Origin of the sequence: Corynebacterium sp. c8Ua_99 (assembly GCF_039907185.1) — a bacterium.
In the GTDB taxonomy this organism is placed as follows: Bacteria; Actinomycetota; Actinomycetes; order Mycobacteriales; family Mycobacteriaceae; genus Corynebacterium; species Corynebacterium jeikeium_D.
The window spans coordinates 1-25,358 of the sequence record NZ_JASBOG010000010.1 but is presented as its reverse complement, the minus strand read 5'-3'; the positions used below and the strand labels follow the sequence as shown (position 1 = coordinate 25,358).

At 57.3% G+C, this 25,358-nt stretch carries 23 protein-coding genes; 12 read left to right on the top strand and 11 right to left on the bottom strand.

From position 1 onward, the window contains the following. Positions 1–1,809, top strand: coding sequence for an ABC transporter ATP-binding protein (locus QKE19_RS07095; RefSeq protein WP_224433637.1), 1,809 nt, complete (start codon positions 1–3; stop codon positions 1,807–1,809). Positions 1,810–1,816: 7 nt separating this feature from the next. Here the strand turns inward: QKE19_RS07095 and QKE19_RS07090 are convergent, their stop codons facing one another. The 3 genes from QKE19_RS07090 to QKE19_RS07080 all read right to left on the bottom strand — a co-directional run bounded on the left by QKE19_RS07090 (position 1,817) and on the right by QKE19_RS07080 (position 4,971). Next, the gene (locus tag QKE19_RS07090) at positions 1,817–2,461 is read right to left on the bottom strand and encodes a class I SAM-dependent methyltransferase (RefSeq protein WP_083308439.1); all 645 of its coding nucleotides are present in this window, start codon (positions 2,459–2,461) and stop codon (positions 1,817–1,819) included. 104 nt (positions 2,462–2,565) lie between these two features. Next, positions 2,566–3,861, bottom strand: coding sequence for an alpha/beta fold hydrolase (locus tag QKE19_RS07085; protein WP_224433638.1), 1,296 nt, complete (start codon positions 3,859–3,861; stop codon positions 2,566–2,568). 15 nt (positions 3,862–3,876) lie between these two features. After that, on the bottom strand, positions 3,877–4,971 hold the full coding sequence (locus QKE19_RS07080) for a trimeric intracellular cation channel family protein (RefSeq protein ID WP_070603318.1): 1,095 nt from the start codon (positions 4,969–4,971) through the stop codon (positions 3,877–3,879). 57 nt (positions 4,972–5,028) lie between these two features. Between QKE19_RS07080 and QKE19_RS07075 the strand changes: the two genes are divergently transcribed. Further along, complete coding sequence (locus QKE19_RS07075; RefSeq protein WP_070603320.1) at positions 5,029–5,625, top strand: HD domain-containing protein; 597 nt, start codon at positions 5,029–5,031, stop codon at positions 5,623–5,625. A 59-nt stretch (positions 5,626–5,684) separates the two neighbouring features. Continuing rightward, entirely contained in the window at positions 5,685–6,719 is a 1,035-nt protein-coding gene (locus QKE19_RS07070) for an NADP-dependent oxidoreductase (RefSeq protein ID WP_187400410.1), read from the top strand. Here the strand turns inward: QKE19_RS07070 and QKE19_RS07065 are convergent. Continuing rightward, positions 6,716–8,035: an MFS transporter gene (locus QKE19_RS07065; protein ID WP_224433641.1), complete on the bottom strand. Its 1,320-nt coding sequence runs from the start codon at positions 8,033–8,035 to the stop codon at positions 6,716–6,718. The two genes, QKE19_RS07070 and QKE19_RS07065, sit on opposite strands and share 4 nt — an antisense overlap. A gap of 142 nt (positions 8,036–8,177) precedes the next feature. Between QKE19_RS07065 and QKE19_RS07060 the strand changes: the two genes are divergently transcribed. The 5 genes from QKE19_RS07060 (at position 8,178) to nagB (ending at position 12,544) form a co-directional block, all read left to right on the top strand. Next, positions 8,178–9,938: an ABC-ATPase domain-containing protein gene (locus QKE19_RS07060; RefSeq protein WP_224433642.1), complete on the top strand. Its 1,761-nt coding sequence runs from the start codon at positions 8,178–8,180 to the stop codon at positions 9,936–9,938. A gap of 97 nt (positions 9,939–10,035) precedes the next feature. After that, a complete protein-coding gene (locus tag QKE19_RS07055; RefSeq protein ID WP_347890693.1) occupies positions 10,036–10,824 on the top strand; it encodes a MerR family transcriptional regulator in 789 nt (262 codons plus the stop codon). Between the two features lie 65 nt (positions 10,825–10,889). Beyond that, positions 10,890–11,204, top strand: coding sequence for a cupin (locus QKE19_RS07050; RefSeq protein WP_005509399.1), 315 nt, complete (start codon positions 10,890–10,892; stop codon positions 11,202–11,204). Positions 11,205–11,285: 81 nt separating this feature from the next. After that, the gene (locus QKE19_RS07045; RefSeq protein ID WP_049172637.1) at positions 11,286–11,597 is read left to right on the top strand and encodes a hypothetical protein; all 312 of its coding nucleotides are present in this window, start codon (positions 11,286–11,288) and stop codon (positions 11,595–11,597) included. A gap of 161 nt (positions 11,598–11,758) precedes the next feature. Further along, positions 11,759–12,544 carry a glucosamine-6-phosphate deaminase gene (nagB, locus tag QKE19_RS07040; protein ID WP_316145256.1) on the top strand — a complete coding sequence of 262 codons (786 nt, stop codon included), beginning with the start codon at positions 11,759–11,761 and terminating at the stop codon, positions 12,542–12,544. 66 nt (positions 12,545–12,610) lie between these two features. On the opposite strand, the gene QKE19_RS07035 is transcribed toward nagB, so the two are convergent. Beyond that, positions 12,611–13,258 (bottom strand): cation transporter, encoded by a 648-nt coding sequence (locus QKE19_RS07035; protein WP_347890692.1) that lies wholly within the window; start codon positions 13,256–13,258, stop codon positions 12,611–12,613. 8 nt (positions 13,259–13,266) lie between these two features. Between QKE19_RS07035 and QKE19_RS07030 the strand changes: the two genes are divergently transcribed. Continuing rightward, the gene (locus QKE19_RS07030) at positions 13,267–14,352 is read left to right on the top strand and encodes a biotin/lipoate A/B protein ligase family protein (RefSeq protein WP_070643698.1); all 1,086 of its coding nucleotides are present in this window, start codon (positions 13,267–13,269) and stop codon (positions 14,350–14,352) included. Between the two features lie 195 nt (positions 14,353–14,547). After that, positions 14,548–16,347, top strand: a complete 1,800-nt coding sequence (locus tag QKE19_RS07025; RefSeq protein WP_224433649.1) for a BCCT family transporter — start codon at positions 14,548–14,550, stop codon at positions 16,345–16,347. Positions 16,348–16,363: 16 nt separating this feature from the next. Here the strand turns inward: QKE19_RS07025 and QKE19_RS07020 are convergent, their stop codons facing one another. The 6 genes from QKE19_RS07020 to lepA form a co-directional block, all read right to left on the bottom strand. Beyond that, entirely contained in the window at positions 16,364–17,329 is a 966-nt protein-coding gene (locus tag QKE19_RS07020; protein ID WP_083308440.1) for an ADP-ribosylglycohydrolase family protein, read from the bottom strand. Positions 17,330–17,410: 81 nt separating this feature from the next. Then, positions 17,411–17,983, bottom strand: coding sequence for a histidine phosphatase family protein (locus QKE19_RS07015; RefSeq protein ID WP_070603342.1), 573 nt, complete (start codon positions 17,981–17,983; stop codon positions 17,411–17,413). 77 nt (positions 17,984–18,060) lie between these two features. Then, positions 18,061–19,644 (bottom strand): cation:proton antiporter family protein, encoded by a 1,584-nt coding sequence (locus QKE19_RS07010; protein WP_347890690.1) that lies wholly within the window; start codon positions 19,642–19,644, stop codon positions 18,061–18,063. 91 nt (positions 19,645–19,735) lie between these two features. Beyond that, the gene (locus QKE19_RS07005) at positions 19,736–20,752 is read right to left on the bottom strand and encodes an ankyrin repeat domain-containing protein (protein ID WP_347890688.1); all 1,017 of its coding nucleotides are present in this window, start codon (positions 20,750–20,752) and stop codon (positions 19,736–19,738) included. A 288-nt stretch (positions 20,753–21,040) separates the two neighbouring features. Beyond that, a complete protein-coding gene (locus QKE19_RS07000) occupies positions 21,041–21,874 on the bottom strand; it encodes a hypothetical protein (protein WP_141746475.1) in 834 nt (277 codons plus the stop codon). A gap of 94 nt (positions 21,875–21,968) precedes the next feature. Then, entirely contained in the window at positions 21,969–23,816 is a 1,848-nt protein-coding gene (gene lepA, locus QKE19_RS06995) for a translation elongation factor 4 (RefSeq protein ID WP_347890686.1), read from the bottom strand. 162 nt (positions 23,817–23,978) lie between these two features. Between lepA and QKE19_RS06990 the strand changes: the two genes are divergently transcribed. Both QKE19_RS06990 and rpsT read left to right on the top strand, forming a co-directional pair. Next, positions 23,979–24,593 (top strand): type II toxin-antitoxin system PemK/MazF family toxin, encoded by a 615-nt coding sequence (locus QKE19_RS06990; RefSeq protein WP_347890684.1) that lies wholly within the window; start codon positions 23,979–23,981, stop codon positions 24,591–24,593. A gap of 255 nt (positions 24,594–24,848) precedes the next feature. Continuing rightward, positions 24,849–25,115: a 30S ribosomal protein S20 gene (rpsT, locus tag QKE19_RS06985; protein ID WP_016422323.1), complete on the top strand. Its 267-nt coding sequence runs from the start codon at positions 24,849–24,851 to the stop codon at positions 25,113–25,115. The last annotated feature ends 243 nt before the right edge of the window (positions 25,116–25,358 follow it).

Sequence of the window (25,358 nt, the reverse complement as noted above, 5' to 3'; positions counted from 1 at the left end):
ATGAACAACATCATCTGGTTGCTGCGCTTTTCCGCACAGGCTCGCGGAGCGCTCAGTGCATCTATCCTCGCACGCGTGGCTGGGCACATTCTGGGTGCATTGATGCTGGCTGTGCCCGCCTGGGCAATTGCCACAATTGCGCTGTCGAAGTGGGACGCAACCGACTCGTCGCAAAGCTTGAGCATGCAGTGGACGTGGGCGGTCATTGGCGTGATTGCAGGCCTGGCGCTGTTGAAAGCGATTCTGCGGTATGTCGAGCAGTACCTCGGGCATCTGGCGGCGTTTCGGCTGCTCGGCGAGCTGCGGTTGTGGATCGTCGAGCGTCTTATCCCGCAGGCACCCGCGGTAACCGATGGGCTGGGTACCGCCAGAATCCACACGATTGCGATTCGTGATGTTGACCGTGTGGAAGTCTTCTTCGCGCACACAATTGCGCCCGCGGTGACGGCCGTACTGATTCCGCTGATGGCGGTCGTGACAGCGGCATTGACTGCCGGAGCCCTGCCTGCGATTGCTCTGACACTGACCTTCGCGGTTGGCTTTGTGATTGCACTCGCGGGCTCTAAGAAGGCGACGACGGAGGCTTCCGCAACGAACTCCACACGCACGGACATTGCGCAGTACATTGCCGATACGCTACGACTTCGGGAGGAAATCCTCATCTACGGCGCAGCCGAGCAGCGGCTGCGGGGATTGCGTGAGCTCGATGAACAGCTTGCTCAGAAAATGCGTACAGGCGGCAAGCGGGCGGGCCTCCGTTCTGGTGCAACGGGACTTCGGATTTGGGGTGGCAGCATTGCCGTCTTTTGTGCTGGTATCCCGGCGCTTTCAGCCGACTACCGTATGCTCCCTGCTGTTTTGGTGACGACGTCCCTGGTGGCGGGAACTGCTTCATCAATGGATTCGATCGAGCGCCTAGCATCTTCTCTGCCAGCAGGACTCAATGCAGTCACTCGGATCAGGGAGCTGGCCGCGCAGCCGCCGACTGTGGAAGAACCGAAGACACCAGATGCGGAGACGTCCCTGTCCGAATCCACCAGCTCAGTCCCTGCCCTCGAACTGCGCGATGTCAGCTACCGCTACCCTGGCGCTGATCACCCCGCGCTGAGCGATATCAGTCTGCGCATTGCCACAGGGCAGTTCATCGGTGTGGTCGGACCAACCGGCTCGGGAAAGTCCACACTCTCCCGGTTAACCCAACGGCATGTCGATCCGGATGCGGGAGAGGTCATCATCAATGGCCACAATGCCCGTGACCTCGGCTCAACCAATGTCTGCCGAGCTGTTGTTGTCGCAGATCAGAATCCCTTTCTCATGGAGGCCACCGTCGCTGAGAATTTGTGTCTCGGCGCGCCTGATGGCTGCGAGGTTCCCGAATCACTGATGCACTGGGCGCTCGAACTCGCCGCCATCAACCCTGCTGAGATGCCGCTGGACAGGCCCATTGGCCGCCGCGCGCAGCGGCTCAGCGGTGGTCAGCGTCAACGTCTGGCGCTGGCCCGCACCTACTTACGCGCGGTACTAGCCGACGGCACTAAGCCCAATGACCTCGCTGCACACCTCGCCGGAAAAATTGTTATTTTCGACGAAGCCACCAGCCACCAGGATCCACTGACGCAGGCTCGTATCGTGGACAATGCCCGCGCATGTGGAGCGACCTGCATCTTTATTGCGCACCGACTTCAGACACTGGCCGAGGCCGATGACATCCTGGTCATCGAAAACGGCCAGCTCATCGAACGCGGCACGTATGACAACCTCCTGAACGCAGACGGCGCATTTGCTCGACTTGCGCGCGCCGAGGTCTAGGCTCCTTCTAACTCTCCGCGCAGGTCTTCCGCAGCACCACCACGGTGTCGACAACGTTCTTGCCATCGATTTGCTTGACGACGTCACGCTGCGCCACCACCGCTTCGAGACTCTGCGGCTCGTGCGCAAAGAAATCAGTGACCTCATCCGCGCTGTAGAGCAGCTCGGGGTCTTCCGGGCCGTGGACTTCGTTGTCCGGATGGTGTGAGACTGAGACAAAGTAGCCACCCGGAGTGAGAGCCTCAGCGACGGCTCGCCAGAGGTTCTCCCTGTCCCTGCGCGGCAGGTGAATAAATGCGGCGACTACCAGCTCAAAGCTTCCTGCTTCCGGCTGCCAGTCTGTTAAGTCTTGCTGGACCAGGTTCGCAGAGAGCCCTTCAGCTGCCAACGCGGCTCCAGTGTGTTCGAGCCCGACGCTGGAGAAATCCATGCCGGTGACATCCCAGCCCTGGCTGGCTAACCACACCGTGTGACGGCCACGGCCACAGCCTAGGTCGAGCGCACGTGAGGGGTCGGAGAAACCTTTCCGGATTACCTCAACATGCTGCGCGATTGTCGGATTCGGTTCGCCGCCAAAGAAAGAGGGCGAACCGTCATTTGCGGCCTCGCGATCTGCGGTGAATTTCCCATCCCAGAACTCTGCTGTCGACATGCTCACCAGGATAGACGGCACCGAGAGGCAATGCTGGACTACATGAGGTTCTGCGGAGGTTTGAAGTTCTACGGGGAGAGAATCTCCACCGGCAAACTGGCATCCTAGTGATCCTCGACGAGCTCGCGGAGCCGCGCGAAGATGGCCGCGCCGTCGTGGCGAATACCGTCATGCTGGAACGCATTGGTCACATGTGGTCGCAGGTCGCGGTAGCAGTTGGCTGTCTCCATGGAGTACTCGAACGGCACGAAAATATCGTCGAGGTAAACCGCGGCTGCCGAGGTTGGGGCGTCGGCAAGCAAGCGTGCGGAATCATACGGCGAGCTTTCCCAGGTGTGCTGCGCAAATGCTTCCGCCTTTTCCTTGAAAGGAACGAGCGCGGGGTCCTCGTCGAATTGCCAGGGGAAAACGTGCTCACCGGTGAGATAAAACGGCTCGTCTCCTGCAGGATTGGCTTTTTCTTCAAAACCTGGGATTTCCTCGCGAATACGGTGAGCTGCCCAATTAGTTGTGGGCTGGTTTCCGACGCCACCATAAATGGATTCATGAATCGCGGCGTATAGCGGACCGTCGGCGAAACTCACGCGGGTCCCTACATCGGCCAGAAAATCGGTGCGCAATTGCTTTTCGCCATTGCGAATGTGGAATGGCTCTTCCAACAAATACGCCAGATTGTGGAATCCATCTCCGCGGCCTAATTCAATTCCGATGGTGCGGAATCGGCGAGAACTCAGTCGCTCACCGGTGGGGAGAGTTTCTGCAGATTGCTCGAGGTGCGCGCAGATTTCTCGAATTCGGTTTTCGGCCCACGGATACTCGCGATAAAAACGCTCGTGACGGGTGCGCAGCTTCGCATACGTCGTGCGATAAAGGTCGTCAGCACCACGGTCCAGAACAGGTAAACCGCCTGTGAGATAAGCGTGCTCCACGAATTCCGGATAGCGGCTGAGATACGAAGTAATACAAAACCCGCCAAAGGACTGGCCATACAGTGACCATTTGGCAATGCCCAAATGCTTTCGCAATGCTTCCGCGTCTTCGACGATGTATTCCTGACGCAATTGTGCAAGCCGCTCGGCTGGAATATCCGCAATATTGGCCGCATCAATTCGATGCGAGCGCCCAGTGCCGCGCTGATCCAGCAGGATGACGCGGAATTCCTTCAGCGCCTCACCGATTACTCCGCTGGCACCTACCGGACGCGGTGCCGGAAATCCCGGGCCGCCCTGCAAATAGACAATTGCCGGCGCATCCTCATTTCCTGGCGCATAGATTTCCCTGGCGAAAAGCTCAAATGTCGCGGCATTCGCAGCTTCGGTAAAAGGATCCCAGGGCACCTCAACGGTGTGTTCCTTAATAATGTGCCCAAAATGCCTGCTTGCAGTACTCGTCGATGCCATGTCTCTACCGCTCCTCTAATCCCGCTGCTCGTATTTCTTCATCAGCTTTGCGACGAGTAAATCGGTCGCCTCATCGTCAGCAAGAATTTGATCCAACATCTCCCGGTATTCCCGCTGCCGCAGTGCCGTATCTTCTCCATAGCCATCATAGGAATCACCGGATAGGTCCACACCGAAATCGGATTCGTCGCTGTCATCCTGCACTGTCTCCTGCTGTGCCGTCGGCATGTGCAGATCCGCTGGAAAGTCCGCATTGAACTCCTCCAGGAATTCCTCCGCGCTGGCCTCAGCGTCGGAACGAGACACTCCCCTATCAACCTCAGCCTGAATGCGACGCTGCAGCGCCTTTTCCATCTGACGGTGACGCCAGCTGCGGAGGCGTGCGGGCTCGAAACGTCGACCAACCTCGCGACTCTTGCCCTCTGCTCGACGTGCGAGGACCGCAATCTGCGCCGCGGTGTCGTTCAGTGGCGCCCACTCCGAGTGTGCCGACACTCGCCAATTACCCCAGTACCCCAGCAGCGAAAGCAGGATGCTGACGATAGGACCAATGACCATGGACACGGCCATAAACCCCAAATGGTGGCCTCCGATGACAATGACCGCGCAAGCCACGGCCGGGATGACCGTGGGCTGGTTGCCGCCGAACACAGCGGGTACCCGCCCGGTCACAATGTCGCGGATCATGGAACCACCAGTGGCGGTGAAAACGCCCATCATGATGCACGGCAGAATGGGTAAGCCATACGTGACACCTTTGACCGTTCCCGTAGCGGCCCAGAGCCCCGAAACCACGGCGTCACCGTGGACCTGGACATATTCCCAGGTCTTTCCTTTGAAATAGAAAAATCGCGCGATAAGCGCACCAGTAAACGCCAGGATTAGGTACTCCGGCTGGCTCATTGCGGCGACGGTGCCCTGGTTAATCAGAACGTCGCGAATCATGCCGCCGCCCAATGCGGAGAACAGCGCAATAAAGAAGAACCCGATAATGTCGTAGCCTCGTTGCCGGGCGATGGTGCCGCCAATGATGCCCATGAGCAGGACACCACTGACATCGGACCACCGGTACATCGACTCGATGAGCGGATCTACTTCTGCGACGTTCATGATGTTCAAGCTTAGACGCTGCTATTTTTCAAGCATCAACGAAAGGTCGGGATACCCATGGAAAACGCTGACACCTTTGCTTCGGCACGTCCCAGCGACAGGCTCATGCGCGGCATCGCTACCGCTTCCCGCGCGCACGATGGGCACTACCGAAAGGGCTCTGGCGTTCCCTATATCAGCCATCCGATGTCGGTGATGTTGATTGCGGCAAGCATGACTAACGACGAAGACGTGCTGTTGGCAGCCCTTTTCCATGACATCTTGGAAGATGTACCGAAAAACTACTCCCGCGAGCAGATGGAAAATGAGTTTGGTCCTCACGTGGTTGAAATCGTCGAGGGCGTCACCAAGGACTCTTCCCTGCCTTCCTGGCAAGAGCGTGCCGATGCTTACCTGGAGCAGTTGTCCCGTGGCAGCGAAGAATCCGTCATCGTGGCCGCCGCGGACAAGTTCCACAATCTCAGCCAGACTCTGGAGGATTTAGACCGCGATGGCCACGCTCTGTGGGAACGCTTTCGTTCAACTCCGAGCCAGCAACTGTGGTGGTACACAAGCGTCCGCAACGTGATTGCCGAACGACTGCCCGACATGCCTTTGCTAGCGGACCTGAGCGTTCTTATTGAGCGCCTCGATTCCTGGGTACAAGAGGCGTAACCTGCGAGTCAACAATTAAACCGACAATTAATCCAGGAATACACGACAGGAGAATAATAGTGACTTCCGTTAATGCTTCGTCCACAGCCGAACTGCCCACCACCACTCAGCAATGGGTTTTAGCGTCTCGTCCGTCTGGCCTGCCAACTGACGAGAATTTCCGCCTCGAGACCGTCGATTTGCCAGAGCTTAACGACGGCGACATTTTGGTAGCCAACTCGGTCGCTACCGTCGATCCCTACATGCGCGGCCGTATGAATGATGTCAAGTCGTACGTCCCGCCTTTCCAGCTCGACCAGCCAATGACTGGCGGTGCTGTGGGCACTGTCCTCGCGTCCAAGTCGGATAAGTTCAAGGTTGGCGACGCTGTCCGCCACTCTTACGGCTGGCAGACCAATGCTGTTATTGCCGATTCCGAGGCAACACCGGTTGACCTCAACGTTGCTCCAGCTGCAGCCTATCTGGGAATTCTTGGGCTTACTGGCCTTACTGCTTACGTTGGGCTGAGTGCCGTCGGAGAGATGAAGGAAGGCGACATCGTCTTTATCTCTGGCGCTGCTGGCGCAGTTGGCTCGGCTGCTGGTCAGTTCGCCAAGCAGATGGGCGCATCCCGTGTCATTGGCTCCGCCGGCTCGGACGAGAAGGTTAAGCGCCTGCTCGAACTCGGCTTCGATGCCGCTTTTAACTACAACGACGGCCCGGTTGCAGAGCAGCTAGCAAAGGCGGCACCAGAGGGCATTGACTTCTACTTCGACAACGTTGGTGGAGACCACCTGGAGGCAGCCATCGGCGCGATGCGCACCTTTGGCCGTGTCGCTATGTGTGGCGCAATCTCCCAGTACAACAACACCGGAGCTCCGACCGGACCACGCAACCTAGCTCTGGCCATTGGCAAGTGCATTACGTTGCGCGGCTTCGTATTGGGCAAGTACCTGCACCTGGCAGGTGAATTCCAGGAGCGAATGGCTCCGCTGGTCGTCAGCGGTAAGGTCGCTTACGATGTCACCACTCGCCACGGTATCGAGAACATGCCAGCTGCATTCCTCGAGCTGTTTAGCGGAGGCAATACCGGCAAGATGGTCGTAGAGTTCTAAAGACCTGCCTTGCGCGGAACCGAGACTTCCTTCAGCCTGCTGGACATCGCGACACCAACCAATCCCATCAGCGCCAGGAAGATCAAAGCTGCCGCGGGACCGAAGCTAGCGATAACACCTGACAACGCACCGACGATGAGCAGGACAACGCCCATGATGGTGTTGGCCGCTCCGACGTACTCGGTGCGCTTGTCTCCTTCTGCCATGTCAACGACATAGGTCGACCGAGCCACGCGAACACCGGCGTGGACGACCGACATTGCGAAGAAGCCGAGTGGGAATATCCAGGCATTGGTGCTGGTGGAAAGCCAGTGTGAACTGGCGACCAGCAGGAAAAGCACAATCGAACCGACCAGCGAAGAGTAGGTCAGGACCTTCTTTGAGGATTTATCCGACCAGATTCCGGCGACTTTTCCACCAATCAGAGAAGCGAAACCCGCAGCGAGCATGAAGATGCCGACGTTTGCGTTCACTCCCCCGCCGCTACCGTCTGAAGCTTCCAGATCAGCACCCACCTGCGCACTCAAGGTCACGATGAACGACGTAGATAGCGCTGTGACCAGCAACAAGCTTCGAACGATTACAAAGTCGCGGAAGTTTTTATCCTCTGCAAAGAGCCGCCAGGTGTCCTGCCACCAGGTTTTATTCGGCTCTTCCTTGTCACCTTCATTGGTGGGCTCGACAATTCCGCGGAAAATCAAAACCGCTGCCACCCACGACAGTGCCGCAACAAAGATGAGCCCTGCCACGATTGGTTTGGTGACGTTGTCGCGGATGATCCACAACACCGCACCAACGATAATTGCGGCGACACCACCCAACATCGCAGCTCGGCCGCTGATCTGCCCGCGCTGCCCCTTCGGAATCGTACGGCCCTGGACATCCTTCGAGGCCATTGAGCACAGTGCTCGGGCCGTCGCAAAGCCTGCAAGCGCGAGGATGACTGCGACACCAAGCGCCACACCTTCGAGGAACAACGTCGCCAGACCAATCAGCGCTGCCGCGACCGCTTGCCCCAACGCCCCGGCAATCCAGACGGTGGTGCGGCGAGACCGAGATTTCACCCACGGTGTCAGCGCTGCCTGCGGAAGCATCGAACCAGACTCACGCACCGGCACAAGCATGGCGATGAAGAAGCCCGGCGCTCCAGCCGAATGAAGTAACCATGGCAACAGCGTCTTTGCCGCAACGATTTGATCGCCGATATTCTGCAAACCGTGCGCCCAAACGTAGCGCTTGGCGTTGGCGCTGGCGTGTTTTTGCACCGACTCTGGGTTCTCCCCTGCGGGTTTGTCAGCTTCCGAGCTATCCGTCATACCTTTTACGCTACCTGTCCGCAGCAACGGCGCTACCGCACGTGGCTGTCTGCCCAGGCCAGTCAAAGACCGAATCGCGCTTGTCCCCTCAGCCACTACACTCGCGGGAAGAACATCTAACATCTTCAACGAAAGTAGAAATATGCCCGCTGACCTTTATCGGCGTCTCTCCAACCTCGATGGCAAGAGCTACGGTGCATACAAATCTTTGCGTGGCTCCCACGACCTCCCGGATCTGGACGCGACGCTGTTTATCGACAAGGTCCAATCCGACCCCTATGCCCCGGCATCACGGGCACGCGTCCATATTCCGCTGTCCGTACTGGACTATCGCGGCGCCTCCCGGTCACAACCCGGCAGGTTCAGCACGGCGGAGCTCGATTTGCTGAACCGCCGCCTCGTGCGCGCTTTGAAGAAGTATGGTCGCGGGCTGTTCATTGATTCCCCAGGTCAGCAGGTCTTGCGCCGAGCAGCTGTCGCTGAGCTCCGTGCGGATGCGCACGACGTCGATAAGCATGACGATGCCCTCCAGATCAGCCTAGAAATCCAACTGCCCGCCCGCGGCCGACGCATTCTCGGGCGTGAGGCGGCGCGCTTGATCTGTGAGGATTTGTTGGACGCGCTTGACGACGCCATCGTGAACGCACCCATCGATGCGCTCGAGGCAGCCGCGGAATTGGAGTATGACCAGCTCTTTTTGCGCCGTGCAGTGGCGGACGCGGACCTGATTGGGTTTGTGGCAGACAGTGCGGTGTTGCCTCGTCAGGCGGGCAATAGCCAGCTTCCGAAGCCCGGCGCGACTGCGTTTACCTCGCCGGAATCGCTGCAGCACAGTTTTCAGCTGCCGTCGGGCAAAACCGTGCACGGCATGGGTATTCCGCGGGGCGTGACGTTGATTGTTGGTGGCGGTTATCACGGCAAGTCCACGTTGTTGTCTTCCCTGGTCACGGGTGTTTATAACCATGTCGCTGGCGATGGCCGCGAGTTTGTAGTCGCCGACGAGACTGCGGTTGCGCTGCGTGCCGAGGACGGCCGAGCCATCACTGGTGTGGATATCTCGCCGTTTATCAACGGCCTTCCCTCCGGTGATGACACGACTCGATTTTCCACCGCGAATGCATCGGGGTCGACGTCCCAAGCTGCGGGCCTGATGGAGGCGCTAGGTTCCGGTGCGCGCGTGCTGCTCATCGACGAGGACACTTCCGCAACCAACTTCATGATTCGCGATGAGCGCATGCGCCGCCTCATCCCCGATGACCGCGAGCCGATTACTCCACTGGTCGCACGGGTCCGCGAGCTCTGGGAAAACCACGGAATCTCCACGGTCATCGTCGCTGGCGGCTCTGGGGCTTTCATCGATGTCGCGGACACCGTGATTGCTATGGATGCGTACACGCCTTACGACGTCACCGAGCGCGCCCGTGAACTGCGCGAATCGGCTACTCCGGCTGAGCCTTCGCCTGCTTTTGCGCAGATCGGTGAGCGTTTTCTGCAGGCTGACTTCCCCGCCGGCGAGAGCCGCGGACGTGGCGGTCACGGTGGCCGTGGTGGACACGGTGGTCGCGGTGGTCGCGGTGGTCGTGGCCGAGGCTCGAAACCACCTAAGCCACCGCGTGCGCGTGGTCTCGAGCTGATTCAGGTGGGCAAGGACGATCTTGACTTGCGCGCTGTCGGCCAATTGATGGATTCCTCCCAAACAGAAGCCATTGCCCGGATTCTGGGGGCCGTCGTCAAGCAGCTCGATGGGCGTACTGACCTCACCGAGCTGATCCAGCGCGAATACGACAACTTTTGTCATTCGCTCTTCGATGCGACAGCTGCGTCCACCAACTCTGGTCATCTCGCGGAACCGCGTTTCCAGGAGGTTGCGGCGGCAATCAACAGGCTTCGGCTCTTGCGGTAGCGGATTCCAGAACAGCACCCCCTACGGCTGCCGAAGCAAACTTCCTCAACTGATTTCGGCGTCAGGTCTTGACCTTGACGCGGCGTCAAACAGAAAGATGATTCCCGTGAGCAACAACGACAACGAGTACACCATCGGTGAAACGGCCGAACTCCTGGGCGTTACCACGCGCACGCTGCGACATTGGGACGCCATCGGACTACTCAGCCCGCAGTATCGCACGTGGTCCGATTACCGCCTCTACACCGACGAGGACATCGACACCGCGCTGGAGATTCTGGTCTACCGCGCCGCTGGTGTGCCGTTGAAGACTATCGAGGAGTTCATCCACGGCGATTCCTCCCCGAGAAGTCGAAAAGATCGTTTGCTCGCACAGCGAACTGTTCTCACCGAAAAGATCGCTGACCTGCACCACATGGTGCAGTCTTTGGACAAACTGATTGAGGAAGGACACACGATGGAAGCAAAGACGAAGGCAGAGCTTTTGGGCCGTGACTGGCAGAAACTCGAAGCCGAAGCTGAGGAGCGCTGGGGCGACACTACTGAGTGCGAGCAGTCTCAGCAGGCTCAGGAAAAGATGAAGGACAGCGACTGGGCCGAGCTTGAAGCAGAGGCTAAGGATTTTGCCGATGCGCTTGCCGACGCCGCCGAGCGCCACGTCGAGCCAGGCTCCACCGAGGCGGCCGAGCTAGTTGACCGTCACTTAGCCACTATTACCCGCTTCTACGAGGCTGGCCGAGAAAAGCAGATTCTGCTGGCTCGCATGTACGTCGCTGATTCCCGGTTTGATCGGTACTACCGCGGCAATGCTGGCTACCTGCTGGAGCTGATTGAAGCTCAGGCTCGTAAGGAAGGCATTGACCCGGCTACTGCCGAGTGGCGGTAAATACAGGGAAGCAGCCGTTCAGCCCGGCCTTCCCATCCGGGACTGAATCGGCATAGAATTGCTTCATGAAATTCATCGAAGCCGCAGACTTCACCGCTGATCGCCCGTGGGGCGCACTGGATGTGGTCACTATGACTGGAGCCACAAGCGTCCGGCTCCACTGGAGCGATCAGCCATACAAGTGGCACATCAATGATGGCGAAGAGGTCTTTGTGGTTGTCGACGGAGCCGTCGATATGCACTACCGCGATGCGGGACAGGAATGCGTACGCACATTAACGCCTGGCACTATCTGTTTCGCAGAAGCCGGCGACGAACATGTCGCGCACCCGCAAGGCGAGGCGCGCATGCTTGTCATTGAAAAAGAAGGCTCAGTCTAGCCCACAGCAACAGCAGCCGACAGTGCACACTTCGGCATCCCCATAACTCCGTCATACCCCCGACTCGGGAAGGAATTAACCATGAAATTCTCTCGCTCTATCGCCGCTGTCGCCATCGGTGCCGCTACTGTGCTGGGCGCTGTTGCTGCCTCTCCAGCTGTCGCACAGGCTATTGGTTGCCCCTTTGCACCAGTGCACAAGTATGAAGAACACCGTTTCTCCGGTTCTTCGACTTCAGCAGATGCTTTCAAGGTTTGGTTTAACGGTGGCGTCTACATTGAACCAATCGTCGAAACGCTGGATTTGGTTGAGCTTCAGGTTAACGACACCCAGGTCGCTCACGCTGGCGACATTATCTACAAGGATGAAGACGGCAACTTCTGGGTGAAGTAGCCTACGCAGGAAAAACAGGGCTCAATTACAGGTCTCACCCCGTGGCAGATTAACCTCATCTGAATAGGGCTATAGCGCTTAGCGTTGTGGAGTCACTGGTACTCTGTCTCGCACCTTTTGCAATTTCTGCCACGAGCCCTCGTTTTCAGGAGTGTTCCACCATGGAAATCATCATCGTCGATTCTGAGGCCGAAGTCGCGAGCATCGCTTCGGACTACCTCGCTCACTACGCCAACAAAGGTGGAAACCTCGGTGTAGCGACAGGATCGACTCCGCTTGCGACGTATCGGGAACTGATTCGTCGCCATCGGGCTGGTGAAGTCACTTTTAAGGACTGCAGCTTCTTCGCACTCGACGAGTATGTGGGCCTGCCCATCGAGCATGAGCAGAGCTACTACCACGTGATTCACAATGAGTTTTCCGATCACGTGGATGTCGACCCGGCGCGTGTCCATATTCCAGATGGCCTCGCGGACGATATCGGCGCGGCCTGCGAGGATTACGAGCGAAAGATCATCGAGGCCGGCGGCATTGACATTCAGTTGCTGGGCATCGGCACCAATGGGCATGTTGGTTTTAACGAGCCCGCCAGCTCTTTTGGCTCTCTGACTCGCATTAAGACGCTGCACCCGCAGACCGTGCTGGATAACGCCCGGTTCTTCGACTCTGCAGAAGACGTGCCATACCACGTGGTCACCCAGGGGCTTGGCACCATTTCACGTGCGGGGCATCTCCTGCTGCTGGCCACAGGTTTTGCAAAGGCGCACGCTATTGCCGCTTCCATCGAGGGCCCACTGAGCGCGTCAATGCCCGCGTCCGTATTGCAGCTGCACCCACGGGCCACGGTTGTGATTGACCAGGCTGCAGCCAGTGAGCTGAAGAACAAGGAATACTACGAGTTCACCTACGCTCATAAGCCGCAGTGGCAAAAGGATATGTGGAAGTAAGGCCCCGGTCCTTCCCTGCTTTTCCGCGACCTCACTACTCCCCCAGCCGCACACGGCTAGTCAGCGCTAGTCGTCGTCATCATCCATCTCCAGCTCGGGGTCTTCGGCACGCGCCTGCTCGTAGACTTCCTTCGCGGCCGTCAGGTTGATGACGCCGATGACAAGTCCCACGACGATGTCCGGCCATGCGCTGAACCAGAAGACGGTGACTACTCCGGCGGCGAGAATGAGCAGGTTCGCCAGGACGTCGTTACGCGCCGCCAACCACGCACCCCGCATGAGCGCGCTGTCGGCCTTGCGCAGGTTCATCAGCAGAATCGCGCAGACCAGGTTGATGACCATCGCAATGATTGCCGTTGCCGACAGCGTTAGCGGCTCTGGTGGCTCACCGCTGATCATCTTCCAGATGGCAGTGCCGAACGCCGCGATCGCCGGAATCAGAATCAGCCCGGCAAGGCCGAAGCTCGCTTTACGACGGCTTGCTAGCGACCAACCCAATGCGGTGAGAACCAGCAGGTTGATGAGGAAATCTTCAAGAAAGTCCGCAGCGTCAGCAAACAGGGCTGCGGAGCCAATAATTGAGGCGACAATTAATTCAATGAAGAACCCGAGAAGGTTTAGGCCTGCTACCCACGCGACAATTTTGCGGGCGCGGTGATCCAAAGTTGATGAGGTAAACACGGGGGATATCGTAACGCCCGCCGCGAGTACCATCGAAACCTATGACCTCCGCACAGAAATTCCACTCAGAGATGAAGGTTCCCGGCGGCAAATTGGTTGTCGCCGACTGCGAGACCACAGGTGACACTATTTCGTCGATAAGCATTTCGGGCGACTTTTTCCTCGAACCCGATGAAGCCTACGACATCATTAATGACGCTCTCCTCGGTGCACCTGCCGAGGACAACACGGAGCGCCTGCAGGCTCGCCTCGATGCGGCGCTAAAGGATTTTGAGGATCAATCCGGCCGCGAGGTGCGACTGCACGGCTTTGATACCCACGTTATTGCGCAGGTCGTTCGCCGCGCACTGACGCAGGCTGTCGACTTCACCGATTTGGAGTGGGAGGTTTTGCAGCCGGGTGTCCTGCCAACGGTGCTGAATGTTGCCCTCGACGAAGTCCTCCTTGACCAGGTCAATTCTGGTCAACGTGGTCCAACTCTGCGGTTCTGGGATTGGGAAGACCGTGCCACTGTCATCGGCTCCTACCAGTCCTATGTCAACGAACTCGAGCCCGAGGGCGTGGAGAAACATGACGTACAGGTGGTGCGTCGTCTCTCCGGCGGTGGCGCGATGTTCATGGAGGGTGGCAACTGTGTCACCTACTCGCTGTATGTCCCAGAGAAGCTGGTCGCTGGCCTTAGCTACGTCGAATCCTACGAATTCCTCGACCGCTGGGTCATCGCTGCACTTGCTCAGCTCGGCGTCAATGCGTGGTACGTCCCCATCAATGACATCACCTCCGATGGCGGCAAGATTGGTGGTGCCGCGCAGAAGCGCCGTGGTTCGACGGTGCTCCACCATGTCACCATGAGCTACGACATCGACGCTGACAAGATGATGGAAGTCCTGCGCATTGGCAAGGCCAAGATTGCCGACAAGGGCTTGCGCAGCGCAAAGAAGCGCGTCGATCCGCTCCGCCGCCAGACGGGTGCCAGCCGCGCCGAAGTCATTGACGCGATGAAGCAGACATTCATCAACCGCTACGGCGCCGCCGAGGTATCGCTTTCCGACGAGGACTTCGCTGCGGCGCAGCATCTTATTGACACCAAATACGGCACGGAGGGCTGGACTCACCGAGTTCCCTAGCGTCCACGTGATTTATCTAAATGAAGAAAATCTTCGGGAAAGAGGGTTAACTGGATAAAAAGTAACCCACGGAGACTCGGCGTGGACGACGCGAAACAACATCGCCCGAAGAAGAAACTAAGCCCTCTTGACGAAACCCTGGATAGAGCCCGTGCGCTGCGCGCCAAGCGCGCCATCGGCCTCTATCCTGCGAACATGCACCCAGGTCTGGTGCCGGGTTTCAGTGTCGAAGAGCTGAAATACAAGTTCGGACTGGACAAGCTGGTTTTCGGCATCAACGCGGTGCTGATTATCGCCTTTGTGGTTTGGGGTATCACCAGCCCCGAAACAGTCTCCTCGGTTTCTTCGGCCGCGCTGTCGTGGGGCCTGGAAAACTTCGGCTGGCTCTTCAATGTCACCATGGTTATCTGTGTCATTGTGATGTTGGGCATTGCCATGTCCCGCTACGGCAATATCAAATTGGGCAAGGATGACGAGGAACCGGAATACTCCCGTTTTTCCTGGGTAGCCATGATGTTCGCTGCCGGCATCGGTGTCGGTATTTACTTCTTCGGCCCATCTGAGCCGTTGGCGTTCTATCACTCACCGCCGCCGCTGACGGTGGAGGCTCACACTGAGGAAGCACTGCACCGAGCGGTTGCCCAGGCAAACTTCCACTGGGGTTTCTCACCGTGGGCACTGTACGCACTGGTTGGTGGCGCACTTGCCTACTCGACGTACCGCCGTGGCCGCGCCAGCTTGATATCTTCGCTTTTCACGCCGATTCTGAAACGCACTGATGGGCCCATTGGCCGCACCATTGACATTTTGGCGATTGTGGCGACGCTGTTCGGTACTGCTGCCTCGCTGGGCATTGCCACGCTACAGATTGGCGAAGGCATTTCAACGCTCGCCGGATTTACTCCCTCGATGGCGGTACTTCTTGTCGTCATTGTGGTCTTAAGCGTCGGTTTTATTATCTCGGCGGTCTCTGGCGTGTCGAAGGGTATTCGTATTCTGTCGAATACCAACATCATGCTGACCTTCTTGTCACTCTTCTTTGTCTTTGTCGCAGGACCGACCCTGTTCCTGATCAACCTTCTGCCATCGAGCATTTTGAGTTACCTGGATAACTTCCTGGATATGTCCTCCCGCTCGTTGTCATGGGGCCAGGAAACTCTCGATTTCCAGGCTGCGTGGACAATGTTCTACTGGGCTTGGTGGATTGCCTGGGCTCCCTTCGTGGGCATGTTTATTGCCCGTATTTCCCGTGGCCGCACGATTCGTGAGTTCATTTTGGTGACCATCATCGTGCCGTCCTTTGTGCTGATGCTCGCATTCTCTATTTTCGGCGGCACCGCTATCGACTTCGCCCGCAACAACATCCCCGGCTTTGACGGCTCTGCCTCTTCCCAGCAGGTGCTCTACAACCTGATTGGCGAGCTGCCGTTTAGCGGTGTCGCCTCTGCTCTGGTGATTGTGATTCTGGCAATCTTCTTCATTACCTCTGCCGACTCGGCATCCGTGGTGATGGGCACGATGGCCTCCAAGGGCGATCCGGAGCCGAATAAGCTGGTCGTGGTTTTCTTCGGCGTTCTCATGATGGGTATTGCCGTGGTCATGCTTCTCACTGGCGGCGAGGATGCTCTGTCTGGCCTGCAGTCACTGACGATCTTGACGGCCATGCCATTTGTGATAATCATCATCGCGCTGCTCATATCCTTCGTCAAAGACCTCAGCACCGACCCGCAGGCGATCCGCACCACCTTCGCCAAGACTGCGGTGCGCAACGCAGTTAAACGCGGCCTGGAAGAGTACGGCGATGACTTTGAACTCTCTGTTGAACGCACTGACAAGGATCAGGGCGTCGGCTCCTCCGCTGGAGTCGAGTCCGGCATGGAACAGCTGACCGAGTGGTATCACCAGACCAACGAGATGGCTGAGACGACTGATACCCACGACGAGGGAGAAAAATCGTCAAACGGTAAGACATCAAAACACACGTCTACCCATTAGTGAGTGCACTATCTAATTAGTTCCCTACGGCAACCAGCTTCTCCGCCAACTGTGCCACATCATTCGGGTGGTACTCCGCAGGCCGGTTTCGCTTCGGCGAGCAGGAATCAATAACATCCCGCCACCGCTGTGGAATAGCAGAGGCACCAAAGACGCCACCGAGAAAAGCACCAACAATCGCCGCGTTGGTGTCGGTGTCGCCACCACGGCCAATGACTCGGACCAACGATTCCTCAAAGGTTGTGGTTTTGTCTTCTACCCGCCGCAGTTCTTTATGCAGTGCCCACAACGCAAAGCGCAACCAGCCCTGATGCACAGAGAAATCCGGCTCGCCCCTGTCCAACACCGCACCGCTGGCCTGCCAATCGGCCTCCCACTGCGCGCTCTGGGAGGCCAGCCACTCCATCAGTGCCCCCACGCCAATGCCGCGGCGCGGCTGGTGGAGGCCGCCGCTGATGACGTCGGCAAGCGCGGATGCGTAACGTGAATTGGCGTCGACGCACACCGGGTGTGGGTGCGTGATGGCGGCATCCTTGCGTGCGAGTTCGCCAGCGCGTGCGGGGTTGCGCCAGTATGCGATAGCCAGCGGTGAGATGCGCATGAGCGCGCCGTTGGCCTGGGAATTCGGGTTCGGCGCGCGTCGTAACAGCGCCGCCGTCGTAGCCTCCCCGATATCGAAAGCATCGGAATTCGCCCAGCGCACATAGGACTCACGAACGTCGGCGGCATCGTAGCCTTCGCAGCGCACCAGTGAGCGTGCCAGTGCCAGGGCCATTTCGGAGTCATCGGTGGGCTGACCGGCGGCGATATTGTGGGTGCCGCCATCGGCAAGTTCGCGGACACCGTGGGGATAGCGCTTCGCGATGTCCTCGGCACTGCAAAATTCCACCAGCGCTCCGAGATTATCGCCGATGACCTGGCCATAGAGCACGCCGCGGGCACGGTCGAGGACGCGGGCGAAGGCATCGGAATTGTGAATCACGGAGTGTCTCCTACAGAGCTTGAATGGTGTCGGCGGCTTGAATGGCATCGGCGAATTCACCGAGAACCGGCAACAACGCCACTACAGCCCCCGCGAGAGATTCCAACGCAGAACCGCAGGCCGATCATGGTAGCGACCAAGCACGGACAGGGATGCGGTATTCAATGGGAAGGACTGGCCCAGTTCAATGGGCAGTTCCAACCAGGCTGTGGTGAGCGCACGCAGCGAGTGACCGTGGGCGAACAGAATCGCCTTGTCTTCACCCGATTCACGAACCCTTTTGACTACACGTTCAACGCGCTCGCGGACTTCTTCCGCGGTTTCGCCATTGGGCACACCGTGAGTCCAAATCTGCCAGTCGGGAACAGTCTTTTGCACTTCCTTCGAGGTAATGCCCTCGTAGTCGCCATAGAACCATTCCGCAAGATCCTCTTCGACCTTGAAGTCGTGGAATCCTGCCAATCGAGCGGTCTCCTGTGCACGCTGACGGGGTGATGCCAGCACTAACCCAAAGTCCTTCGGATCCAGCCAGCCGTTGAGGGCCTTGGCTTCTTCGCGACCGTTGTCAGTCAGAGGAAGATCGGTTACCGATGTGTGCTGCCCAGTGCGCGACCACTCAGTTTCGCCGTGCCGTACGAGATATAAGTCAGTCATAGTTCCAGCTTAGGCTTATTTGAAAGTGCGGTTAGCCGCGGCAGCCCTGCTAGCCCATCACGGGGTCATGGATGCAACTAGGAACGCTGCTTAAGTGCCTCCACTGCCCGGTCGGCAAGCTCCTCGCCAGCACCGTCGTAGAGGTAGACCGCCATGTCGGCACCAACGTTGAGAAGCTGACTCTTAAACCTCTGCACCTTAGTGGTGGTAGCAACCACGGCTTCGGTGTCCTGCTTACGGATGTTCTGAATCATCGCGTAGGTCTCAGCGTGCTCAGACAGCGCCAACACGTACAGCGCTGGTTTCTTCTCCAACTCGATGTGGTGCCAGAGCTCTGGGTCTGTCACATCGCCTGGGATGACCTGGTAGCCCTGCTCGCGCAGCTCTTCGATGCGATCCTCGTCGAAATCAACACCGAAGACGTTCATGCCGTACTCGTTGACCAACCTGCCGTAGACACCAACGCCGACTCGCCCCATACCCATGATGAGAGCATCGGCGTTATCAATAATGACCTTTGCCTCTTCTGGCACCAGGCGGTCCTCTGGGGTTTCTGGGACGAACTTCTGCAGGAAGCTGACAATCTTGTCTTCGTGCGGGGCCATCAGCGAGCTGGCAATGAAGCTACCCGCCACGGCGACTGCCATAATCGAGGTCCATTCTTCCGGCAGAATGTCCTGTTGCGTCGCCGCCGCCATCACAATTAGGCCGAACTCCGAGTAGTTACTCAACGTCAGCCCCGCCAGCGCACTCGTGCGCAGCGACAGTCCCATGCGCTTGAGAATCCAGATGAAGATAGTGGCCTTGAACACCAGGAACAGCACCATAATCGCAGCGATGACGTAGCCGCCCGCGCTTGGCAGACCACCGAGACCAATCTCGATAAAGAACGCGACCAGCAGTAGCTCACGAATACTAATCAGTGCTTCCGACAGACGGTCAGAAATTGGGTGCGAAGACAGCAGAATACCGGCGACCAGGGACCCCAGCGAGCCAGAGAGCCCTGCCAGTTCGAAAGCCGAGTAAGAAGCCACTGCAATACCAATACCGGTGAGAACCAGCAGCTCAGTGCGGAACATACGGTTCGGAAGACGAGCCGCCAGCGGGCGGATGAAGAACAGCAGCGGCAGGGCCAGTGCCCACAGCTCCGGTGTCTTGCCCGACGAAGCCACCAGAACACCGACCGCGATAATATCCTGCAGAATGAGCACACCGATTGCAATTCGACCGATTGCCGAAGCACTTCGGTTCTGCTCCTCCAGATGACTCATCACAAACACCGTCGACGAAAAAGAGGTAGCAATGCCGATATAAATCAACGCGGTCACCGACAGCCCCGTGAGCTCACGCAGCGGCAAGAAACTGGCGATACCGAACAGGACAGCAAAAACTACCGTGTTGAAAAACGCATGCCCCAGTCCCGAAAAGACCACTCGCGGCGCCACGATATCTTTCGGATTCAGCTTCAGACCGATGGTGAACAGCAAGGTAGTAACACCAAGCTCGGCCAGCGAATCAATGAAAGGGATTTCCTCAAGCCCCATTGCATGAACGGCGAAGCCCGCTCCGAGAAAACCAATCAGCGGCGGCAGTCGAAGCAAAGAAGCACCGAGCCCGCCGATAATCGAAAACAGTGTTGCTGTTAGGTATACGGATTCCACCCATCAAAGATATCGGCTGACACTACCGATTGATGCAGTGGCTAACCATTAACAGATTTTTAACACCAAACCGGGGTTAGCTTCTTGGGAGTTAGCGCCGGTACGGGACCTCGCCCAACGCAATCGGCTGCGGGTGCTCTGTAACCCACTCGATTGTCGCCTCCGTCAGCGCATCAATGTCCGCCTCACCAGCTTTGCGCTGCTTTACGACGGCCATGGCATCCTCGGCGGCCCCAACCGTCTCCAGCCAGAAGTCGATCATCTTGGCATAGTCTTCGTCCCAGTTGACGTAGCCCATCTCCAGCGCTTCGTACCCGAGCCGGCCCACGATGCGGATAACTTCGCCCTGCACAGTCGCGGCTGGGCCACCACCCGGCACCAGGTAGTTCCAGAGGTATCGGAACTGGCCGTTGATCGACTTGTCTGCGGGGACAATAATGTCGCTGTGGCCGTCGTGAGGCGTGATTTCCTGCGGGCGGTCAGCACCGATGCGCTCATATAGTCGATCCATGACTGGCTGGTACTTGTCGCGCTGCTTGTCTGACATGCGGTTAAAGCGGCGCCCGAATTTGGTGAACTCTTCGCGGGCTTCGTCGTCGATTTCCGACCCATCGTCCAGAAGCACCTCGATACTCTCTAGGACTCGACTGAGAGCATCGGTATCGGCGGTAGCGACCGCCTCTTTGAAGGCTGTGCGGCCGTGACCGAGGCGGTTCTCGCGGTGGAGGTCAGCGCCATTTTCCAGCAGAAGCGCAATCGCCTTGGGCTGATGGCTCTTCGCTGCCATGAAAAGCGGCGGATGGGTGCCAGCTTCGATGTCTGCACCGCAGTCAAGCAGAATCTTCATCTTGTCGATATCGCCCCGGCTTGCATGCTCTGCCAGGGCGGTCCGACCGAAGCGGTTCTCGGTGTTGACGTCGAGCCCCTGGTCGATTAGCCAGCGCATGAGCTCTAGAGGGGTACCACGGAGCGCCAGTGCAGTGTCCTTGCTGTATCCGAAAACTGCGTTGAGTGCGCAAGCGTCATAGACGGCCTTCAGCGCATCCATGTCACCGGCTTCGAGCAGCTCTTCGAAGTCCTCGACCAGTTTCTTCCGCTTCCGTGGCATGCTGTTTCCCTTTCTGCGCGCTAAATGGGGCGTAGACAAATGGACTGTCGGGCAATGGAGTGGTGGAGCGATCGGTTGACGCGTAATTGGCTAGCGGGGCCGGCCCCACGGAGTAACAACACCGTGAGGTTATGAACGCAGACTAGCGGAAGTCAGAGAGTTTGGCGCGTAGAGCTTTCTTCTCGAAGGATTCATAACCGCACTCCTTCAAATGGTCGGCGGTATGATTTCCCGACAAATCCTCTTACAAACTGCTGTTACAGGTACATGCAAAATTAGAGAACGAACTTAAAAAACATAATCACTCACATGCATATCTCGCTCAACTGGACGATTGAGTTTATTGCCACGACATAGGATTAAAATCAGTTCAGCATATGAAAAATAGGCAATCGCCAAACTTCGGACTACGCCAATAAAGAAATACTTGGCTATATGGAAATCCTTGGGATTAGCTCTAAGCTTTTCCCATTTAGCTCTTTTCTTACCTGAATGAATTAACCCGCCATAGAAAAATAGTGAGATTAATTCATTAGGCAGCATCTCCATATAGCCCATACTATCGGCTAACTCATGAGGGTTTCCATATATGCGCTGAAAGGTCAGAGTCTCAATATTCTTATTCAGTAACCTACCAATATGATTCTCAATTGGGGCTGAAAAATTTTCCCTTAATAGCAACTGGAGATCGTTTGGCAACTGTGCTGATAGGTTTCGTTGGATAATATTACGTGCACTCGCGAAACAGGTAGGACCAGGTTCCGAATCTGAATACACTCTACGAAAAGCTACCGCTATATTGCGAAGATCATTTTCTGTTACTACTTTTATAGATGTAGAATACGACTTTTCAGCAGTGAATTGCCATAGAACGGAATTAGGACTCCACAATACATCAAGTTGAGCTAATTCCGAACACGCGTCAATGAAGGTTTGGAGCGAATTACGATCATCTTCCGACAATTCCAATCGCGCATTCATCGCAAGCCAATATGGTCGAACTTCAGAGATTGCTACAAATGTACACCAATCCCGCAAAACACCTGCCGGGTTTTTCATCACCCTTCTAAACGGCACTGTTTTTTCGTCTAAATCTGAGACGACTCTTGGCTGATAGAACATACCAGAAAACTCACTTCACTATTTAGCCTAAAGCGCTAGACAGCCGAGGCAGTTAATTATCACATTCTCCCGGTATCGAGCGTAATACGCCCCTCTACTTACCGCCCTCGTCGGTAGACAGCGCAGCCACGAATGCTTCCTGCGGCACTGAGACCGAACCGATATTCTTCATACGCTTCTTACCGGCCTTCTGCTTCTCCAGCAGCTTGCGCTTACGGGAAATGTCACCGCCGTAGCACTTGGCAAGGACGTCCTTGCGCAGTGCACGAATGTTTTCACGGGCGATAATCTTCGAACCGATTGCAGCCTGAACCGGGACCTCGAACTGCTGGCGAGGAATCAGCTCGCGCAGCTTCTTGGTCATCTTGTTGCCGTACCACTGGGCGTTGTCGCGGTGGACGATAGCGGAGAAAGCATCGACGGCCTCTCCCTGCAGCAGGATGTCAACCTTGACCAGATCCGCAAGCTGCTCACCGGCATCTTCGTAGTTCAGCGAGGCATAACCCCTGGTACGGGACTTCAGCATGTCGAAGAAATCAAAGATAATCTCGCCCAGCGGCATCTTGTAACGCAGCTCCACGCGGTCTTCCGACAGGTAGTCCATACCGCCCATCTCGCCGCGCTTCTGCTGGCACAGCTCCATGGTGGGACCAACGAATTCACTCGGCACAACGATGGTGCACTTGACCATCGGCTCGTAAATCTCGCGGAGCTTGCCCTCCGGCCAGTCACTCGGATTGTGAACGGTGACCTCGGTGCCGTCCTCAGTGACAACGCGGTAGACAACGTTCGGGGCCGTCGAAATCAGATCCAGGTCAAACTCGCGCTCCAGTCGGGCGCGGGTGATCTCCATGTGCAGCAGCCCCAGGAAACCACCGCGGAAACCAAACCCGAGAGCCACCGAGGTCTCCGGTTCGAATGTCAACGAAGCGTCGTTAAGCTGGAGCTTTTCCAACGCATCGCGCAGGTCAGGATAGTCGGCCTGAGAAATTGGGAACAGCCCGGAGTAGACCATTGGCTTGGGCTCTTCGTAGCCTTCCAGCGGCTCCTCAGCCGGTGTGGCGTTCAGCGTGACGGTGTCACCGACCTTGGACTGACGGACATCCTTCACACCGGTGATGAGATAACCGACCTCGCCGACGCCAAGCCCCTTACACTTCTTCGGTTGCGGCGAAACAATGCCAATTTCCAGCAGCTCGTGCTTAGTGCCAGTGGACATCATCTGAATGACTTCACGCGGCTTGAGCTGACCATCAACAACACGGATGTAGGTGACCACACCGCGGTAGGTGTCGTAGACCGAGTCAAAAATCAGCGCACGGGCAGGTGCCTCCGGGTCGCCGACCGGTGCCGGGACGAGCTCACAGACTCGGTCGAGCATCTCCTCAACGCCCTCACCAGTCTTACCCGAAACACGCATGACATCCTCCGGCTCACAGCCGATGATGTGCGCGATTTCCTCCGCGTACTTATCCGGATCCGCGGCCGGCAGGTCAATCTTGTTCAGAACCGGAATGATCTCCAGGTCGTTTTCCATGGCCAGGTACAGGTTGGCCAGCGTCTGCGCTTCGATGCCCTGAGCAGCGTCGACAAGCAGGATCGCGCCTTCACACGCCTCTAGCGCACGCGAGACTTCGTAGGTGAAGTCAACGTGACCAGGCGTATCAATCAGATGCAGGACAATCTCTTCGCCCGCGTGCTCGCCGGTGCGCGGAACCCACGGCAGGCGCACGTTCTGAGCCTTAATGGTGATGCCGCGCTCGCGCTCAATATCCATGTTGTCGAGGTACTGATCGCGCATATCGCGTGCTTCAACAACGCCCGAGAGCTGCAGAATTCGGTCCGCCAGGGTGGACTTACCGTGGTCAATGTGCGCAATAATGCAGAAATTTCGAATCCGTGAGGGGTCCGTAAAAGTCTGCTCCGCAAAATTCTTGGTCACGTTGGGTCTACTCCGAAAAATAAAGACGTTATGGGCATTGGGGCGCGGCGTTGGCCGACCCATATGCGCCGGCCTCGAAAACCGACCAGCCGGGCTTAAATACAATCACGCACAATCTTACCTATCGATTCCCTCCGCACTAAACCTCTAGACTTAGATTCCATGAGCTCCACTTCGTCCACCGATCAAAATGAACGCGAAAGCTGGCCACGCCGCCTGCGTAATCGCATCAGCGCGCGTCTTTTCGCCGGTACCGAGTGGTTCCGTGGCCCCGACACACTCGATGAGGCGCTGTTAAAGCTCAACATGCAGCTAGGCCTCGCCCAGGACACCTCGCTTTCCGACGAGTCCAAGGAGGCCCTACTTCGACTGCGAGATTCGGTGACCATCGCGCGCCCAACCGCGGAGCTGGCCCGCACAATCGTCTACAGCCCCGACATGGATGGCCAGGCCGACCCCGGCGAAGTGGTGTGGATTCCGCTGCAGCTCGAAGGTGAAAATGCCGCTTTGCGTGAGCGCGCTGTGGTCGTGGTTGGTCGCCACGACCAGTATCTTCTGGGCATGCTGATTTCCACACGCACCGAGCACAGTGAGCACCCGGAGTGGCTGTTTATCGGTAGTGGGTTCTGGAATGAAGACCCCAAGCCATCGTGGGTTCGCATGGACCGTATCTTGCTCATTCCAGAATCGGGTATTCGCCGCGCAGGTGCGATGATGCCCCGTAGGCGCTTTGAGCTCATCGCCGCCCGACTTCGCGGGGATTACGGCTGGTATTAGGCAGCGGCTGGTATTAGGCAGCGCTGTTTGCTAAGATTCTGCAAGTTGTTTACCGTTGCGTTCCTTTGCGGCGAGCGCGGGCAGGACCTTGGGTTCGCGTTTTCATCGTCGTATAAGCGCAGTGGGCGGTTTTAACTCGCTGGTTAATTAGTTTGACCAGCAGAGGTTCGACCCGAAATTTGCACTGTGATCAGGACTTTTCTTGGTGGCGGACGGTAGCAATTCCAACTACTACGGATACAAGAGGTATTCACGATGGCAAACATCAAGTCCCAGATCAAGCGCAACAAGACCAACGAGAAGGCTCGCCTGCGTAACCAGGCTATCCGCTCTGCAGTCCGCACCGAGATCCGCAAGTTCCAGGCTGCTGTTGAGGCTGGCGACAAGGCTGCTGCTGAGGCTCAGCTGCGCGTTGCTTCCCGCAAGCTGGACAAGGCTGTCACCAAGGGCGTCTTCCACCGCAACACTGCGGCTAACAAGAAGTCCGGTATGGCTAAGGCTTTCAACAAGCTGGAGGGCTAATTCCCCTTTCGGCGCTGTGCTGATTCTGCGCTGCGCTTGCGCCGTGCTAGCGCTGCTTTTGCCGCGCTTGTGCCGTGAAATTAACCGCTTCCTGCTATTTTCCGATTTCTTTTCGGATGTGGCGGGAGGCGGTTTTTATTATTTAACCCCAACGCGAGTTAGTGGCTGCGTTTATGGCTGGCGGCGGTGGGGCGATGCGAGTTACTGACTACGTTTATGACAAAAATGGCCTGAAAAATGGCT

What these genes read in the sequence shown, in the direction of transcription:
- QKE19_RS07000 (WP_141746475.1), bottom strand. Translation starts at nt 21,874, where the DNA reads ATGTTCTATCAGCCAAGAGTCGTCTCAGATTTAGACGAAAAAACAGTG.
- QKE19_RS07030 (WP_070643698.1), top strand. Translation starts at nt 13,267, where the DNA reads ATGACCTCCGCACAGAAATTCCACTCAGAGATGAAGGTTCCCGGCGGC.
- QKE19_RS07050 (WP_005509399.1), top strand. Translation starts at nt 10,890, where the DNA reads ATGAAATTCATCGAAGCCGCAGACTTCACCGCTGATCGCCCGTGGGGC.
- QKE19_RS07045 (WP_049172637.1), top strand. Translation starts at nt 11,286, where the DNA reads ATGAAATTCTCTCGCTCTATCGCCGCTGTCGCCATCGGTGCCGCTACT.
- QKE19_RS07015 (WP_070603342.1), bottom strand. Translation starts at nt 17,983, where the DNA reads ATGACTGACTTATATCTCGTACGGCACGGCGAAACTGAGTGGTCGCGC.
- QKE19_RS07060 (WP_224433642.1), top strand. Translation starts at nt 8,178, where the DNA reads ATGCCCGCTGACCTTTATCGGCGTCTCTCCAACCTCGATGGCAAGAGC.
- QKE19_RS07080 (WP_070603318.1), bottom strand. Translation starts at nt 4,971, where the DNA reads ATGAACGTCGCAGAAGTAGATCCGCTCATCGAGTCGATGTACCGGTGG.
- QKE19_RS07005 (WP_347890688.1), bottom strand. Translation starts at nt 20,752, where the DNA reads ATGCCACGGAAGCGGAAGAAACTGGTCGAGGACTTCGAAGAGCTGCTC.
- QKE19_RS07095 (WP_224433637.1), top strand. Translation starts at nt 1, where the DNA reads ATGAACAACATCATCTGGTTGCTGCGCTTTTCCGCACAGGCTCGCGGA.
- QKE19_RS07035 (WP_347890692.1), bottom strand. Translation starts at nt 13,258, where the DNA reads ATGGTACTCGCGGCGGGCGTTACGATATCCCCCGTGTTTACCTCATCA.
- QKE19_RS07090 (WP_083308439.1), bottom strand. Translation starts at nt 2,461, where the DNA reads ATGTCGACAGCAGAGTTCTGGGATGGGAAATTCACCGCAGATCGCGAG.
- rpsT (WP_016422323.1), top strand. Translation starts at nt 24,849, where the DNA reads ATGGCAAACATCAAGTCCCAGATCAAGCGCAACAAGACCAACGAGAAG.
- QKE19_RS07065 (WP_224433641.1), bottom strand. Translation starts at nt 8,035, where the DNA reads ATGACGGATAGCTCGGAAGCTGACAAACCCGCAGGGGAGAACCCAGAG.
- QKE19_RS07075 (WP_070603320.1), top strand. Translation starts at nt 5,029, where the DNA reads ATGGAAAACGCTGACACCTTTGCTTCGGCACGTCCCAGCGACAGGCTC.
- QKE19_RS07055 (WP_347890693.1), top strand. Translation starts at nt 10,036, where the DNA reads ATGATTCCCGTGAGCAACAACGACAACGAGTACACCATCGGTGAAACG.
- QKE19_RS07085 (WP_224433638.1), bottom strand. Translation starts at nt 3,861, where the DNA reads ATGGCATCGACGAGTACTGCAAGCAGGCATTTTGGGCACATTATTAAG.
- nagB (WP_316145256.1), top strand. Translation starts at nt 11,759, where the DNA reads ATGGAAATCATCATCGTCGATTCTGAGGCCGAAGTCGCGAGCATCGCT.
- QKE19_RS06990 (WP_347890684.1), top strand. Translation starts at nt 23,979, where the DNA reads ATGAGCTCCACTTCGTCCACCGATCAAAATGAACGCGAAAGCTGGCCA.
- QKE19_RS07025 (WP_224433649.1), top strand. Translation starts at nt 14,548, where the DNA reads ATGCACCCAGGTCTGGTGCCGGGTTTCAGTGTCGAAGAGCTGAAATAC.